The organism is Halolactibacillus halophilus (genome assembly GCF_900115605.1).
Classification (GTDB): Bacteria; Bacillota; Bacilli; order Bacillales; family Amphibacillaceae; genus Halolactibacillus; species Halolactibacillus halophilus.
Window position 1 is genome coordinate 1 of sequence record NZ_FOXC01000047.1, and the last position, 16,555, is coordinate 16,555.

11 protein-coding genes and 1 riboswitch are annotated in these 16,555 nt (G+C 39.4%); of the genes, 5 read left to right on the forward strand and 6 right to left on the reverse strand.

Annotation, left to right across the window (positions count from 1 at the left end):
- Positions 1–302 precede the first annotated feature (302 nt).
- The 3 genes from BM098_RS12005 to BM098_RS12015 all read left to right on the forward strand — a co-directional run bounded on the left by BM098_RS12005 (position 303) and on the right by BM098_RS12015 (position 4,883).
- Complete coding sequence (locus tag BM098_RS12005) at positions 303–1,835, forward strand: AbgT family transporter (RefSeq protein WP_089833681.1); 1,533 nt, start codon at positions 303–305, stop codon at positions 1,833–1,835.
- 308 nt (positions 1,836–2,143) lie between these two features.
- Complete coding sequence (locus BM098_RS12010; protein WP_089833683.1) at positions 2,144–3,001, forward strand: aldose epimerase family protein; 858 nt, start codon at positions 2,144–2,146, stop codon at positions 2,999–3,001.
- Positions 3,002–3,188: 187 nt separating this feature from the next.
- On the forward strand, positions 3,189–4,883 hold the full coding sequence (locus BM098_RS12015) for an FAD-dependent oxidoreductase (protein WP_089833685.1): 1,695 nt from the start codon (positions 3,189–3,191) through the stop codon (positions 4,881–4,883).
- A 65-nt stretch (positions 4,884–4,948) separates the two neighbouring features.
- Here the strand turns inward: BM098_RS12015 and BM098_RS12020 are convergent, their stop codons facing one another.
- Both BM098_RS12020 and BM098_RS12025 read right to left on the reverse strand, forming a co-directional pair.
- Positions 4,949–7,003 carry a CocE/NonD family hydrolase gene (locus BM098_RS12020; protein WP_327058549.1) on the reverse strand — a complete coding sequence of 685 codons (2,055 nt, stop codon included), beginning with the start codon at positions 7,001–7,003 and terminating at the stop codon, positions 4,949–4,951.
- 53 nt (positions 7,004–7,056) lie between these two features.
- Positions 7,057–7,734 carry a TetR/AcrR family transcriptional regulator gene (locus tag BM098_RS12025; RefSeq protein ID WP_089833687.1) on the reverse strand — a complete coding sequence of 226 codons (678 nt, stop codon included), beginning with the start codon at positions 7,732–7,734 and terminating at the stop codon, positions 7,057–7,059.
- Positions 7,735–7,997: 263 nt separating this feature from the next.
- Between BM098_RS12025 and BM098_RS12030 the strand changes: the two genes are divergently transcribed.
- The gene (locus BM098_RS12030; protein WP_089833689.1) at positions 7,998–8,273 is read left to right on the forward strand and encodes an AbrB/MazE/SpoVT family DNA-binding domain-containing protein; all 276 of its coding nucleotides are present in this window, start codon (positions 7,998–8,000) and stop codon (positions 8,271–8,273) included.
- A gap of 135 nt (positions 8,274–8,408) precedes the next feature.
- Here the strand turns inward: BM098_RS12030 and BM098_RS12035 are convergent, their stop codons facing one another.
- The 4 genes from BM098_RS12035 to BM098_RS12050 all read right to left on the reverse strand — a co-directional run bounded on the left by BM098_RS12035 (position 8,409) and on the right by BM098_RS12050 (position 14,219).
- On the reverse strand, positions 8,409–10,802 hold the full coding sequence (locus BM098_RS12035) for a sensor domain-containing protein (RefSeq protein WP_089833691.1): 2,394 nt from the start codon (positions 10,800–10,802) through the stop codon (positions 8,409–8,411).
- A gap of 649 nt (positions 10,803–11,451) precedes the next feature.
- Positions 11,452–11,943, reverse strand: a complete 492-nt coding sequence (locus tag BM098_RS12040; protein ID WP_089833693.1) for a QueT transporter family protein — start codon at positions 11,941–11,943, stop codon at positions 11,452–11,454.
- A 7-nt stretch (positions 11,944–11,950) separates the two neighbouring features.
- Positions 11,951–11,995, reverse strand: a riboswitch (PreQ1 riboswitch).
- Between the two features lie 165 nt (positions 11,996–12,160).
- Positions 12,161–13,033, reverse strand: a complete 873-nt coding sequence (locus BM098_RS12045; protein ID WP_089833695.1) for a DUF1295 domain-containing protein — start codon at positions 13,031–13,033, stop codon at positions 12,161–12,163.
- A 226-nt stretch (positions 13,034–13,259) separates the two neighbouring features.
- A complete protein-coding gene (locus BM098_RS12050) occupies positions 13,260–14,219 on the reverse strand; it encodes a ribose-phosphate diphosphokinase (protein WP_089833697.1) in 960 nt (319 codons plus the stop codon).
- A gap of 343 nt (positions 14,220–14,562) precedes the next feature.
- Between BM098_RS12050 and BM098_RS12055 the strand changes: the two genes are divergently transcribed.
- Positions 14,563–16,302, forward strand: a complete 1,740-nt coding sequence (locus BM098_RS12055) for a phospho-sugar mutase (RefSeq protein WP_089833699.1) — start codon at positions 14,563–14,565, stop codon at positions 16,300–16,302.
- The last annotated feature ends 253 nt before the right edge of the window (positions 16,303–16,555 follow it).

Here is a 16,555-nt window from a genome sequence, read left to right on the forward strand (position 1 = left end):
ATAGTACTCAATAATTAAAGTCGAAATTTGACATAAAAAATAAGCCATATCAAGGCTTAAGAGTGCTTTTAAAGAAATGAAGTGTCAAACTCCCGACGCTACTCTTTTTTTGGTTGATGGTCTATGTTAATGTGATGATGGCTTGTCAGAATAACGAGAATTTTTTTAAGATTTGAACTATTGACAAGGTCCTTTTCAAATGGAAAATGGATAGCTATAATGGACACTATTGCGATTGTAAAAGTAATGTCGTGAATTATCTAAAAATTATATTAATTTAACTTTGAAGGGACGTTTTATGTATGTCAGAAAAGAAAAAAGGTCTGTTTCAACGATTTCTAGACATGATTGAAACAACCGGGAACCGCTTACCACATCCGGTGACTCTGTTTGCGATTTTGTCACTCGTTGTTTTAGTTGCTTCAGCGATTGTTGCGGCAACAGGCGTTAGCGTTGAGCACCCAGGGAATCCAGGAGAAATGATTGAGGCAAAAAACCTGTTAAGTCGTGAAGGTGTTCAATATATCTTTACCGCAATGGTGGATAACTTTATTAATTTTGCACCGCTAGGTGTTGTTCTTGCGAGTATGTTGGGGATTGGGCTCGCTGAGCGCAGTGGCTTGATTTCAGCAGCTTTACGCGGGTTTGTTTTATCGATTCCGAAGCCACTCATTACTGCTGGTTTAGTCTTCGCCGGAATCATGTCTTCACTCGCTTCAGATGCAGGTTATGTTGTTTTACCACCACTTGGTGCAGTGATTTTTGTTGCGCTTGGGCGTCACCCAATTGCCGGTATTGCAGCTGCCTTTGCGGGTGTATCGGCCGGTTTTAGTGCCAATCTTCTATTAACATCACTTGACCCAATGCTTGCAGAAATGACCATTTCAGCCGCAGCGATTATTGATCCTGCTTATGCGGATAATATGAATGTGGCGATGAATTACTACTTTGTCATTGCGTCAGTGTTCCTATTAACAGTTGTTGGTGCGTTAGTCACCGAACTTATCGTGGAACCACGCCTAGGCACTTATAAAGGTAGTGTTAATAAAGATGATTTAACCGAGCTATCAAGTCTAGAGAAAAAAGGCTTACGCTACAGCGGCTTAAGTTTACTGCTGACAGTGATTGCCATTGCCTTACTCGTTGTCCCGTCTAACGGATTATTACGAGCGGATGATGGTGGGGTGATTTCATCTCCGTTTATGTCATCACTCGTACCGATCATTATGATTATGTTCTTTATCCCAGGACTTGTGTATGGGAAAGTGACAAAAGAAATTAACAATGATACCGACATGGCTAATAAGCTGTCTGATACGATGGCTTCAATGGGAATGTTTATCGTTCTTGCCTTTACAGCCGGTCAGTTTGTTAGTTATTTTACCGAGTCAAACTTAGGTTTACTTATTGGTGTTGCCGGGGCTGAATTTTTAGACTCCGTTAAATTAGGTGGAATCGTCTTGATTCTATTGTTTATTCTTATTTCAGGATTTATTAATCTTTTTATCGGTTCGGCATCAGCAAAATGGGCGATGATGGCACCGGTATTTGTTCCAATTATGATGCAACAAGGTTACTCACCTGAACTAACTCAGATGGCTTACCGGGTTGCTGATTCAACGAGTAACATCATTTCACCACTGATGCCTTACTTTGCGATGATCATCGTGATTATGCAAAAGTATAATAAGAAAATGGGGATCGGAACTTTGATTTCAACGATGTTCCCATACACTATCTTCTTTACACTCGGTTGGATCGTGATGCTTGTCGTGTGGTTGTTATTTGGTTGGGATCTTGGACCGGGCTCACCGATTCGCTACATGATGAACTAGTTCGCTGGATTTATGTGATAGATTTAAAGGAATGGTTTGTTGGTCGAAAGATCCCAAAAGATAAGCATAATCCTTTGGTTCTTCCGGTCAACGGCTCATGCCAATGGATGAATGGTTAATAGAAATGCCTAACTTTTTTTGATTACCCAGCACGGCTTGTCACAACTTTGTGAATTTTTTCACTTAAAAGCAAATAAATTATCTGAAAACAACGATTTTTTTAAAACGTTCTGCTATAATGTAAATGTTGTGTAAAAAGAGAGCGCAACGTGTTCATTTAATTAATCAATGCGAGGGGCGATTTTACAATGTATACGATTGACCGATTTGAGCAAGAAATGTTTACGATGTATCAATTAAAGCACCCAACCGGCAACAGTTGGATTACAGTTTGTCCAGAACGTGGTGGCATTATTACCGGGTACGGGACAAATAATGAAGAACGACTTTATTTAAATGAAGCGACATTATTTGACCGTAAGAAAAATGTCCGTGGGGGTATTCCAGTCCTATTCCCCATTTCTGGCCAACTTGAAGATAAACAATATCAATGGGACGGGAAGCATTATGATATGCCAAACCATGGCCTCGCAAGAATTCATCCGTGGGAAGTCCTTGAAACATATAGTGATGAGGACCATGCCTTTATTTCAGTGCTATTTCGAAGCAGTTTAAGTACCAAAGCAGTCTACCCGTTTGATTTTAAAGTGATTTTCACTTATACACTGCGTGGCGATCAGTTACTCATTCACCAGTCTTATGAAAATTTATCTGCTATACCGATGCCCATTTATCCTGGTCTTCATCCATACTTTAAGTCAGATAAAAAAGTGGTTGGTTTAGATATTCCAACAAAAACATATTATGATTACAACGATGAAGAAGAAAAGGCCTTTACCGGTCAAATTGATTTAAACAATTTAAAAGAAGCGGTCCGTTTAGAAAATACACATACACAAGTTAAAGCAACCATTGATCATCAATCGATCAATATGGAAATGGATGATGCTTTCCATTATACGGTGCTTTGGACAGAACAAGATCAACACTTTGTCTGTGTGGAACCGTGGACGAGAAAAAATGGTGAAATGAATAAACAAGAAAATTTAATTGAAGTACCTGCCCATGACACATTTGATACGTGGGTAAGCTTTCAAATTATTTAATAGGTAAAACGTACACATAATAAGTTGTGTGCGTTTTTAATTTGTGGAAGTATATTGTGCAGAGAATTTCTAATTTCGCTCTTGACTCGACATACCCCTAGTGGTATAATGTTCATTGTGAAGAAAATCACTAATATAGATTATCAAAAAATATATCAGTCTCAACAGTCGAAAGGGGAAAGAAATTATGGGTAAAAGAATTTTAGTTGTTGGCGGTGTCGCAGGTGGGGCATCTGTTGCTGCGCGTGTCCGCCGTTTAGATGAACAAGCAGAGGTCATTATGTTTGAGCGTGGACCACACGTATCCTTCTCAAACTGTGCCTTGCCGTATCACTTAAGTGGGGAAATTGAAAACAGTGAAACACTTGTATTAATGAATCCAGATGTCTTCCGTAAACAATATAAGATTGAAGCACGTGTTAGAACGGTAGTTGTGAAAGTTAATAAAGATGAAAAAACGATTACGGTTAAAAATTTAGAAACGGATGAAACATATGATGAAGCTTACGATAAGCTTGTCTTATCTCCAGGAGCAAACCCAATTATGCCACCACTTGATGGCATTAATGCACCACATGTTTTTAGTGTTCGTAATGTTGTTGATATTGAAAAACTAAATACATTCGTATCAAAAGAACCAGTAGAGGATGTCGTCGTGATTGGTGGAGGCTTTATCGGAATTGAAGTGGCTGAAAACTTAGTTCATGCTGGTAAAAATGTGACCCTTGTTGAAGCACAAAATCAGGTTATGGCACCATTTGATTATGATATGGTTCAGATTCTGCATAAAGAAATGGTAGATAAGGGCATGGGTCTTGTTTTAAGTGATGGTATTGAGTCAGTTAAAGATGACCATATCGTATTACAATCAGGTAAGACAATTAAAGCACAAGCAGTCATCATGGCGATTGGTGTTCGTCCAGAGACAACCCTCGCAAAAGAAGCGGATCTTGAAATTGGTGTGACTGGTGGTATCAAAGTTGATCACAACTATGTCACTTCAGATAAAGATATTTACGCGGTTGGTGATGCGATTGAAGTCCATCACAAACTGACAGGTCAAAAGACGCGTTTAGCACTTGCAGGTCCTGCGCAGCGTCAAGCACGTGCGGCGGCTGATCATATGTACAACATCCCACACCGTAACACAGGTGTCATCGGATCAAGTGCCATCCAAGTCTTTGAAATGAACGCTGCTTCAACTGGCCTAAATGTTCGTCTTGCTGAAGCACAAGGGTTTGATTATGACTTTAGCTACGTCATTCCAACAGATAAAGTTGGTATCATGCCGAACAGTAATCCAGTTTACTTCAAGTTAATCTTTGAAAAGCCAACGGGTCGGGTCTTAGGAGCGCAAGCGATTGGTCGCGGTAATGTTGACAAACGTATTGACGTGATCGCTTCAATGATTATGATGAATGCAACGTTAGAAGATTTAAAAGAACTTGAACTATGTTACTCACCAGTGTTTGGTACAGCTAAAGATGTTGTCAACATGGCAGCACTTAATGGCTTAAATGTCCTAAATGGTGTGCTTAAGCAAGTACATGTATCTGAGATGCGTGAACTTGTTGAATCACATGCACATATTATTGATGCACGTGAACCAGGTGAATTTAAACAGGGTCACTTTACCAATGCCGTTAATATTCCATTAAGCCAGTTCCGTGATCGTCTTGATGAAATTCCAACAGATGCGCCTGTTTATATCCACTGTCGTTCAGGTCAACGTTCTTACAATATGGTCCAAGCTCTTAAAAACCTTGGCTATGACAATGTAGTAAACGTTGCAGGTTCATTCCTTGGCACATGCTTGTATGAATATTATAACGACCAAGCACAAGACCGTACACCAATTGTAACAAAATATAATTTCCGTTAATATTAAGCTTCAACCTAATTGAAAAACCGCTAAAGTGAGTCTGACTCACTTTAGCGGTTTTTATCTTAATTAAAGTCACGTGGAATCGTGTTTTTCCACTGGTTTGAGGCAACTTCTTGATCATTTTCATAAGCTGTAATTGTGTGCCTTAAATAAAAGTTATTCTGATCTGACGTCATTTTACTATACGTTTTAACTTTCGTCTGCCACGTGTCTCTTCCAACCGTTAATTCCCAGAAACATTCAGCCGTAGCTGAGAGGGGATCATTTTCTTTGATTGTATAGACGTTTTTGTTAATACTGCCGTGTTCAATCCCGTTATGTTTCAATTTACGACTACCTTCATCAGAGTAATCAATGATTTGCCACGTTGAATCAATGGGCGCGTGAACAATATCAAGTGAGCGCTCTTCTTGTCGGATGACGTCACGTTCTATAATAGGGGCTGTTTCTGCAATGTCAAAGACACGAACGTCCTGATCACGTTTATTTGGCTGTCTAACCGGGAGATCAAGGTATGTCTTTTCATCTGTATATAGTGTTAAATTAACCGGTGTTGGTGATGGCCAAGCTTTCGTCCAGTAGGTCGGCGCAATGGCCACTTCTAACCGGTGACCTTTGGTTAGTTTTTGACCAAGGCTATCAAGCTTTACTTTTACATCATATATGTCACCAGGCACAAGTGCTTCTGGATGTTCATGTGATTTATAGTGATTAAGGTTTAACATGCCCCAACTGATTAACGTCGATTCACCCGTTGGTGCTTTATCCATCAAACGAACAACGACCATCGCATTGTCCGCATCAGCAGATAGACGCGCATGAAAGACGGGTTCACCGAAATAATCAACATCTTCTTGAAGAGGTTTAGAGGTAAAGACGACCGCTTTACCGTTCTCGAGTCGTTGGTCTGCGGGTAAGTCACCAGGTTGACCGAATGGACAAAATGTCCCGGCATAAAATCCGTGTTCTTGAACACTTGGAATCAGGATTGTTTCTTCGTGACTTTCTTTACTAAGTGCTTGGCCACTTGGGTACCATTTTTCACTCGTCACGTCGTTACTTGGCCAGTGATCCATGCCAATCCAACGACCTGGTCGCACGTCATAAGTTACTCGTGGTTTTTCTGGTTCTTGAATCCAGGCTTGGAATTTTGGTTCGTCATACATACCAGTATCCGTATCTTTTAGCCAGTGGTCAAAGAAGCGAATAGCTTCTTGAAGGAAGCCAATTGTTGGTTCTGGTGTAGCGACTTCTGGGTATTCATGGGCCCACGGGCCGATTAAGCCTTTGGCGTTTGGTAAATGTTCCATCATTCTAAAGATGGCATCGGTATACGCATCTTGCCAACCTCCGACCGCAAAGACTGGAATACTTACTTTACTGTAATCTTCATTGATTGACCCATGTTTCCAGTAGTCGTCACGTCGTTGATGAGACAACCATTCAATCGCAAAAGGAGGGGTGTCTGTCACTCGTTCTAACCAGTTATCGCGCCACGTGTCTCCGACAACAGCTGGGTCTTGTGGTCTGGCATTATAGGTGAACATCGTCGATGCCCACCACAACATATCAGAAGCTAAAATATTCCCCCCGCGATAATGGACATCATCCTGGTAACGGTCATCGGTTGAACAGAGTGTCATAATTGCTTGTAAGGCCGGGTGTTCACGGGCAGCCACTTGTAGACTATTAAATCCACCCCAAGACTTACCAAACATCCCAACCCGACCAGTAGACCAGGGTTGATCACAAATCCAGTCGATAACAGATAAGGCGTCGTCTTGTTCTTGTTTTAAGTATTCATCGAGTAGGATTCCGTCAGAGTCACCTGAACCACGAATATCCACCCGAATGCTCGCATAACCGTGACCAGCAAAATAAGGGTGGCGTGCCGAGTCGCGAATCGCAGTAAAATCATTCTTACGGTACGGTAAGTATTCTAGTAAGGCTGGTACGGGATGTTCTAATGCATCTTCTGGTAACCAAATATGAGCCCGTAATGTTTTGCCATCAGGCATCGGGATTTTGACGTGCGTCATTTTTTTGACCTTACGGTCAAAGTCTGTCTTTACTCGTCGTGTGTTTGAATCTTGTATGTTAAAAACGATCTCACTCATCCTTTTTTTCTATATTTATTTTTTATAGTTACTCAGACTTATAAAAAGCACTGTTATTGAAAGGCTTCTCGCTTATCGGGTGCGACATAACGCATGACAACATTTTTGACTTCGCTATATACATATGAAATGGCCTCATCTTTCGTCCAACTACGTCGGTGATTTAAATAATGGACAAGCGCGCCTACATAGATCATATGGGTGATCTCAGTCAGGTCCTCTAGGTCACCTTCTATCAGATAACCTTCTGACACACTGCTTGATAAAAAGTCAGCACTGCGTTTAGAAAAACTCTCTTCTTGAAGAATGTTTTTTAATTCGCCAGGGACATCGACAAGTTCTTCCGGGTACATCGCATAATACTTTTTAAATAAATCTTTGGCGGTACCACCTAAATCTTCAATAAAGACCATGTAGTAAATGTGTGGGTCTTGAAAACTATGTTTTAAAAAACATTCCCATAACCCAAGCCACTGTTTTAAGTTCGATTCTTGTTTATGAATGTAGTTAGGAATATCATCAATATATGGTTTGGTAAATTTTAGTGCCGCAAAAAACTTCATATGACTTAAATCATCAAAGTAATTATAAGCTGTTGAAGAAGTATAACCAGCTAAATCAGCTACTTTTCGAATTGTTAATGCTTCTAATCCGTCTTCTTCAATAATATCCACCGCTGCATCAATGAAATATTGCCACATCCGTTTTCGTTGTAGTGCTTTTTTATCCATTCAGCAGTCACCCCTTAAAAAACATGTTTATTTTATGAACGTGTTCATAAATACTATAACATAGACTTTTCTAGTTCTCAAGAGATAGAAAGACTGTTAGCAAGGGGAATGCAGAGGAAAGTGAGGAGGAAGAAGAAAAAGAAAAATTATCTTAAATTTGAGATAAAGGTTTTAAAAATGTTGAAAAGGGAAAAACTAACTGTAAACATTGTTAAAAATGCTCAAACATATGAAAATCAAACAAATTATAAGGAGTGATTAATGTGAAAAGTACGGGAATTGTTCGTAAGACAGACCACTTAGGTCGGATTGTCTTACCGAAAGAATTAAGACGGTCGTTAGATATCGAGCCAAAAGATCCATTAGAAATATTTATTGACGGTGAACGCGTGATCTTAAGTAAATATAAACCAACGAAACAATGTATGATTACAGGTGAAGTCAGTGAAGACAATCATGTCTTCTTTGATGGAAAAGTTATTTTAAGTGATGAAGGGATGCGTCAATTAAAAGAAGAGTTGAGTGATTATTTTGAGTGATTTCTAACAATGAAAAAACGTACCGCGGCAAAGTCGCTGGTACGCTTTTTTTTGTTATTTTCATTTGAGATATCATATTGTTTGAGCCGAAGTCACCTGTAGGGTTCAATACTATCTAATCAAATGAATTGGATTTCAGTGTTCTGTTTGATCGAAAGAAGTTAAAAAATCAATGAGAGCTTCTTTTGATATGGGTTTACTAAAGTAATAACCTTGTAAGATATCACAATTCATCTCGCGCAATAACTCTACGTGAGCCTTTGTCTCAACACCCTCAGCAACGAGCGACATATTCAGGCGGTGGCCGAGTAAAATAATCGAGTCAGTAATAGCACGATCATCTAAAATATCAAAGATAAATGACTGATCAATCTTTAAATAGTCAATCGGAAACTGTTTTAAATAATTAAGTGAACTGTAGCCGGTGCCAAAGTCATCAATCGCTAACTTGACGCCAAGAGCCTTCAATTCTTTTAAGATCACGAGTGCTTTAGCTGCGTCCATTGCCATCGATTCAGTGATTTCAATCGTGATGAGTGACGGATCAATATCATAACGAGTTAAAATCATTTCAATTCGCTCAACAAGGTCACGCTGATAAAATTGACGGATGGATAAGTTAATACTAATTGGAAGCTCAAGTCCTTGCTTTTTCATTGAACGAATCGTGCGCGCCACTTCTTCAATAACCCATTCTCCAATCGGAATAATCAGCCCGGTTTCTTCTGCGAGTGGAATAAACACATTAGGTGGAACCAATCCTCGCGTCGGTGATTCCCAGCGAATCAGTGCTTCAGCGCCATGAATACGTCCGGTTTTTGTTTCGATTTGTGGTTGATAGTGTAGGATGAATTCTTCTTGTTCTATCGCTTTACGTAAGGCTGATTCAACCTCTAAAATACTATCCATTTGTACCGGCAGATTTGTTTGATAAAACTGAATCGTGCCACGTTCATTATTTTTCGCATGATACATTGCTTGGTCAGCCTTTTTAACAAGTTGTTCAACTGTTAAAGCATCATCAGGATATAAACTGATACCAATGGTTGGAGTATTGACGATATCAATGCCATCAATGACGTAAGACTGGCTCATTAACTGAATTAATTCAGATGCATAGTGTTTAATCGATGTAATCGAAGCATTTTGATAGAGAATAATAAACTCATCCCCACCGTAGCGGTAAAACTGTAATGCACCTGTTTTGGTCGTTTGCATGCGTTTGGCAATCTTTTTAAGAAGCTCATCACCTTTTGTATGACCAAGGGTATCATTAATCAGTTTAAAACGGTCCAAATCAATAAACAGTAAGCCAAAAGACGTAATAGTCCCATCCGTAATCAGTGCGTCAATGTCACGCGTGAGGGCAATTTGATTTCTAAGTCCGGTTAAATGATCGTGATAAGCGAAATAACGCAGTTCTTGGTTTAGTCGATTTTTTTCACTTAAATCTTTCGCAATACAATTAATTCCGTAAATGTGATCATCGACAATCATCGGGATAAGCGTAATATTTAATGTCAGGCTCGCGCCTTGTTTCGTTCGAATGGTAGTTTCGTACTCAATTGAATCCCCAGTGGCTGTCGCATGGAAGTTTATTAGCGTGCGTTCAAGTAAATCTGGTTGAATGAGAAAGTTAAAGGTACGACCGAGTAGTTCTTCTCGGTGGTAACCGGATAAATTAGTTGTTGCTTCATTTAAAGCGGTAAAGTGTCCTTGTAAGTCAAAAGTCATCACCGCATCGACGTTTTCTTTAAATAACGATTGGTATTCCACCTCAGACTGACGTAACCGTTCTTTTACGCGGTATGTTTCTGTCGTGTCATTTAATAGACCTACAATGCCGTAAACTTCACCGTTCTTCGCTAGTGGCATCCCATTGATATAGAGCTGTTTTTGTTTCAAATCCTTTGTTAGACCGGTTAGCTCGAGTTCGGTCGCAAATCCAGTGATGATTTTCTTAAAAGCAGACAGTGCTTTTGAGCGGTCTTTAGGACTGACAAAATCAAGAAAGTGTAGCCCTTCATTAGATGGGCTTGTATGATTTAAAAGTCCAAACGCCATCGCATTAGTATCAATAATCAGACCAGCTTTATTTAATGTAAACACGCCATAAGGTGCTTCTTTATAAACCGTTTCTTTTGCGAGAGACTGCAGTGTCATGACGTCTTGATAAAAGTGGAACGTCCCAACGATCGCGCGAGTGTTTGTCAGTTGAACACTTTCCAGCTGAATCGTGACCCACATTCCTTGTTCATGAATCGTCGGTGCTGTTAAGGTATATTTTTTATTTTTATGTAACGATGTGAGTATCGCACTATAAGTTATCTCATCTATTTCGAGAATAGCTTTTATATGGATAGGAAAGGACAAATGGTGATTTAACAGCCATTCTTTAACCGCTGCGTTCGTATGGGAAACGGTTGTTAAAGTCAGTGTTTCATCAAAAATCAAAACCGCAAAGTCTTTTAAATCATAAAGGGCAACTATTTCTTCAGTTGTTAGGGCTGAATAGTGTTGAATCGACATGAAAATCACCTCAGTTCTCGTGAATGTAGTTAGATACAAGTATACTACAGATATAGCTATATGACTAACGTGTCCTTTGAAAAATACGCTAATCTCAGCGATTAGCGGCAAAGATAGCGTTATGTCGATCCGTCTAGTGGTGCTGTGAATTGTTTTAAGTCGAGAAAACACCTTCTTCAAATATTAGACGGAATGTTAGGTGAGGGAGTTCAAGCAGGCGCTTAATCAAACTATCATTAAACGCTGTTACAAGCTAGACTCTTAGCCTAATATTAAGTGCTTAAAGTCCGGTCATACAAAATTAGGCTGATATTGTTTAACAACTTCTTTGTCGTCAACTGTATCACGAGGGATTAGAAGACTTAGAACGATTTTTTCCGGGGAGTGGTTTAACGTCTTATTTTCCAGCGACAATTATCTTGTCTAAGCGTAAAAACAGATCTATAATGAAAGCAGAAGCTTGCCTGGAGCACTCAGGATGACGTTTGCCGGTCGTTATATTGACCGTTAATGACATTGTGCCAAGGGAAGCTTCTTTTTTAGTCTTATAATTAAAAATCAAATAAAAACATCCGTCTCACTTGAGATGGATGTTTTTATTTGAATCCCTGTTGTTGAAGTTCAATCTAAAGGGGACTCAAGCTGAACCTTATGCTTCGATCATTTTGTTAAAATTGATTGATTTATTTAATGCATACATGATCGGTGCCCCAATCGCCATGACACCAAATTCACCAAGGGCGGTCGTTAAATAAGTAGCCCAGAAGGGTAATTCTAATGCGAGTGTTAACTCAAACGCAATGATCGCCATCGTCACAGTAAAAATCATCGTATTGATTACTAGTAAGGTTTTTACATTTTTCACTGCTCGCCGGATTAGAATCAGCAAACCAAGTGAAATAATCGAATGACCGACCCCAAAGAAAAGGTCGTAGACGCCAAGCGGGCTAAACAAATTGGTGATAAACACCCCCATGACAATCCCGAAAAAGTACCGGGGACTAAAGATAACCAAATGGTTAAACATTTCTGGTACTCTAAACTGTACACTCATAAAGGTGAGTGGTTCAAGTACGAACGAGATCGCGATATAGAGTGCCGCGATCACCGCATTACTGACTAAAGATTTTGTTTTTAACATCGTTTTCCTCCTGCTAGTTTTTTTGCGTGGGATGGTTGCGAACCACGTGTTGCATTTTTAAGCAACGATACTATTATATCGAACTTTAGATGTTTTTCAAGCAAAAATGGACGATTTAAAAGATGAGCATGTACATTCAAAACTGGCTAAAGACATAAACAAAACTGATGACCGCACGTGGTAGCCATCAGTTATTTTAATTTAATTTCTGTGCGCTTTACTTTCCCCAGGGGAAAATCATTGGTACGCGTTTTTTATAGTCTTCCCATCCATCATATTTCTCCATATTTTTCTCTAACAGTGGTGTAGAAATTTTAATTAGGACGGTACTCATAATCACTGGTGACATTACAAGCGCGACATAATAAATCACAGGAATATTACCTGCCACAAGAATCGATAGTCCACTAATATAAAGTCCGACCCAAATAAGGATTTCACCGAAATAGTTTGGGTGACGGGTCACAGACCAAAGCCCAGATTGAAGTAACGTGCGCGTGCCTTTTTTAATGTGCTGACGTAACTGTTCATCACCAACGACTTCAAAGAAGAGGCCGGTAAGGGCAATTACTAAACCGATATAAACGAGCCATTGACCGAAGCCAGAAAAATCAAAGCTATTGAATTTAATCACCGCATAACCGGCAGAACCAACAACAAAGTTAATAATGGCTTGAACCATAAATACGCGGAAAAAGGCAATAAGGACAACGTTGTCTCCCCACTCTTCGCGCCACTGACGATAACGAAAGTCTTCTGGTTTCCCGTAGTTACGCTTTAGTAACCGAATACTTAGGCGTAAGCCCCAGAAAGTGATAAAACCGACAACGATATAAGATAGTATTGTAGGTGCATTGGTTGTGAGCAATGTTACCCAACTCCCAATTACAAAGCCCATACCCCAGCCAATATCGACAATTGAGTTATTTTTAATCGCAGTCGCAATCAGGAAAATAATTGTGAAGTAAAGGAACGTAATCCCCATTGGTAAAATAAGTCCATCGATACCAAAGCGAGTAAAGCCAAAAGTAGCAAGAGCCAGAGTAATCAAAAATAAGAGCGGGTAAATAATTAGGCGTTTTATATCCATGTAATCTCTCCTCGTAATGTGTTATACCATTATTTTAACATGAAAGCGAAAAAAAAAGAACAAAAAGGATTCTAAGTATGAAAAAGTAAAGAAATGATATATAACAAAATGGTTGTTTTTACTATATATTTAAAAACCTAATAGAAAGTGAGGTCATAAATATGATGGTAACGCTTACATTTAGGTTAAAAAAGAGAAGATGTCGCAACACCTTCTCTCGTTCATGTTAATAATTAAATAATGGACTGACAGGCTGTTCAAAGTGGACCCGACGAATCGCTTCGGCAAAGAGCTCGGCGGTTGAAAGGATGGTCAATTTGTTAAAGTGCTTGTCATCTGAAATATGAATAGTATCCGTTGCGACAAGTTCTTTAATCGGTGATAAGTCAATATTTTGCTTAGCAATACCAGATAAAACGGCGTGGGTACACGTCGCATAAACTTCTTTAGCGCCTGATTCAATTAACACTTCAGCGCCAGTGGAGATGCGGCGGCCAGTATCGACGATGTCATCAATTAAAATACATGTTTTATTTTCAACATCACCTACGACAGATAAATGGCCATGTGTGACTGTGTCACGTGGTCCTCGGCGGTCAAGAATCGCAATCGGTACGTTTAATCGGTCGGCGAATGAACGGGCCCGTTTAACGCTGCCGTGATCTGGTGCGACAACAACGACATCGTCTAAGTTTTTCTCAATAAAGTAATCAGCTAAAATTGGTTGCCCATTTAAGTGATCAACGGGAATATCGAAAAAGCCTTGAACTTGTGTCGCATGTAAATCCATTGCCATTACGCGCGTCGCACCAGCTTTATGGATTAAATCCGCAATGAGTTTTGCTGTAATTGGTTCACGTGAACGTGTTTTTCTGTCTTGTCTGGCGTAACCAAAGTAAGGCATCACGACATTAATTGTTTTTGCGGATGCACGCTTAAATGCATCTAACATAATTAACGTTTCCATTAAATGCTGATCCGACGGATCATTTGTAGATTGAATGATGTAAGTATCGTATCCACGTACTGTTTCTTCAATGTTGATTTGAATTTCACCATCACTGAATGTTTTGATGGTACATTCTCCTAAGTCAATGCCCAGCTCTTTTACAATGGCCTCAGCTAATGGCTTATTCGAACTTAAACTAAATACTTTTACTTCATCTTTCAATTGATTATTTGTCACCACATTCGCTCCCTTATATTTCGGTCTTTAACATGTCTATTCTAAAACATATTCATCTATTTGACTAGGCTGTTTCGAAAGATTGTCGAATTAATCCCAAAAAATACCCTAAAAAAAATCAAAGATAAAGATTTTTGTTGAATGAACGGGAGTTTGATGTCGTAGTTTTAAAGCGACAGAAGTAGGTCAACTTGGGTTGATAAAAGCTTAGGAATAGTCATTAAAGTTAAAAATAATGAAATTACTTTATCGGTAACTCTTTTCGTTTTTTTGTTCACAAGTCAGATATTTCTGATATAATGAAAGCGTATAAACACTATCAATTGTATAGGGGGCGAAACAAATGAGCTATAAACAAGCTTATGAGAAATGGCTACAAGCCGAACAGCTTGACCAAGAATTAAAACAGCAGTTAGATGACATGAAAGATGATGAGAAGAAGTTAGAGGATAGCTTCTACAAAAATCTTGAGTTTGGTACAGGTGGGATGCGAGGAGAGCTCGGCCCTGGGACGAATCGCTTAAATATTTATACGATTCGTAAAGCAGCACAAGGATTAAGTAACTACATTAAGAAAAAAGGGGAAGAAGCAAAAAAACGAGGGGTTGTGATCGCTTACGACTCACGCTTTAAATCACCTGAATTTTCAATGGAAGCGGCCAAAGTACTGGCGACACATGGCATTAAAGCGTATGTCTTTGATGCTTTAAGACCGACACCAGAACTTTCGTATGCTGTGCGTCACTTGAACTGTGTGAGCGGAATTATGGTCACAGCCAGTCACAATCCACCAGAATATAATGGATTTAAAGTTTATAACGATCAAGGTTGCCAAGTCTTACTCGATGAGGCAGAACAAATCGTCGAGGAGGTTAATGCGGTAGAGAATGAGTTAACCATCTCAGTCGGAAGTGAAGCAGAACTTAAGAAACAACAATTAATTGAAATAGTCGGAGAAAATATTGACCGCCCGTATCAAGAAGCGTTGTTAGCCATTGTTCAAGACGAAGAGATGATTAAGTCTGTCCAAGATGATTTGAAGATTATTTATACACCGCTTCATGGCACTGGAAACTTACCCGTTAGAGAAGCTTTAAAAAATATGGGCTTTATGCATGTTGATGTTGTCAAAGAACAAGAATTGCCTGACCCAATGTTTAGCACGGTAAAATCACCAAACCCTGAAGAAAGCGAAGCGTTTACGTTAGCGATTAAACAAGGGATAGAAACGGGTGCAGATATTTTAATTGGAACCGATCCGGATGCGGACCGTGTGGGTGTTGCGACAAAGAACAATGATGGTGAGTTTGTCGTCTTAACTGGGAACCAAGTTGGTGCTTTAATGCTTGATTATTTGATTGAAGCGAAAAAGAAAACCAATCAATTCAATCAAAACTTAACCGTACTTAAAACGATTGTTACAAGTGAAATTGGTCGCGATATTGCCGAGTATCATGGACTACAGTCGATTGATACATTAACGGGCTTTAAATTTATTGGTGAACAAATTCATAACTTTGAATCAGATGAACGTGAATTCTTATTCGGCTATGAAGAAAGCTACGGTTATTTAGTCGGTGACTTTGTGCGTGATAAAGATGCCGTTCAAGCAGCAATGCTCGCAGCTGAGGTTGCTGCGTACTATAAACAACAAGACAAAACGCTTTATCAAGGTCTAGAAGCTTTATTTGAAAAGTATGGCTACTACTATGAATCATTACGTTCACTTACGTTAAAAGGTAAAACAGGCTCTGAGAAGATTGAAGCCTTGATTCGTGACTTTAGAGAAACACCACCGACAGAGGTAAATGAGTTTGCCGTTGCGGCAATTGAAGATTATAAGACAAGCAAGCGACAAGTTGTCAAAACAAACACAACCTCTATGATTGATTTACCTAAATCAAATGTGTTGAAATACTTCTTAAGTGACGGTTCATGGTTCTGTGTTCGTCCATCTGGAACGGAACCAAAAGTGAAGTTTTACTTTGGTGTTACAGGTGAAGCGGAACTTGAAACGAAATCAAAACTGAATGCGATTGAACAAGCGGTCATGAAGCGTGTTGATCAGTTTGTAAATGCGTGATAGTGATATAAAATTTTAAATTTAAGGCTCTCACACGTGTGAGAGCCTTTTTAACGTTAACAATACAAAAGATTTGTACAGACTGAATATAGGTGGGTTAAATTGCGCTGCTTAGACCTAACCATTGAACTACCCCCACCTACCATTCTCACGAATGTTTGAGGAAGGGGATTCCGTAAGGACACCCTAAAGGCGACCCATGCTCGTTCAACTAAGCATAGGTTTTTCTACTTTCCAACCGCCGCAAACCTAT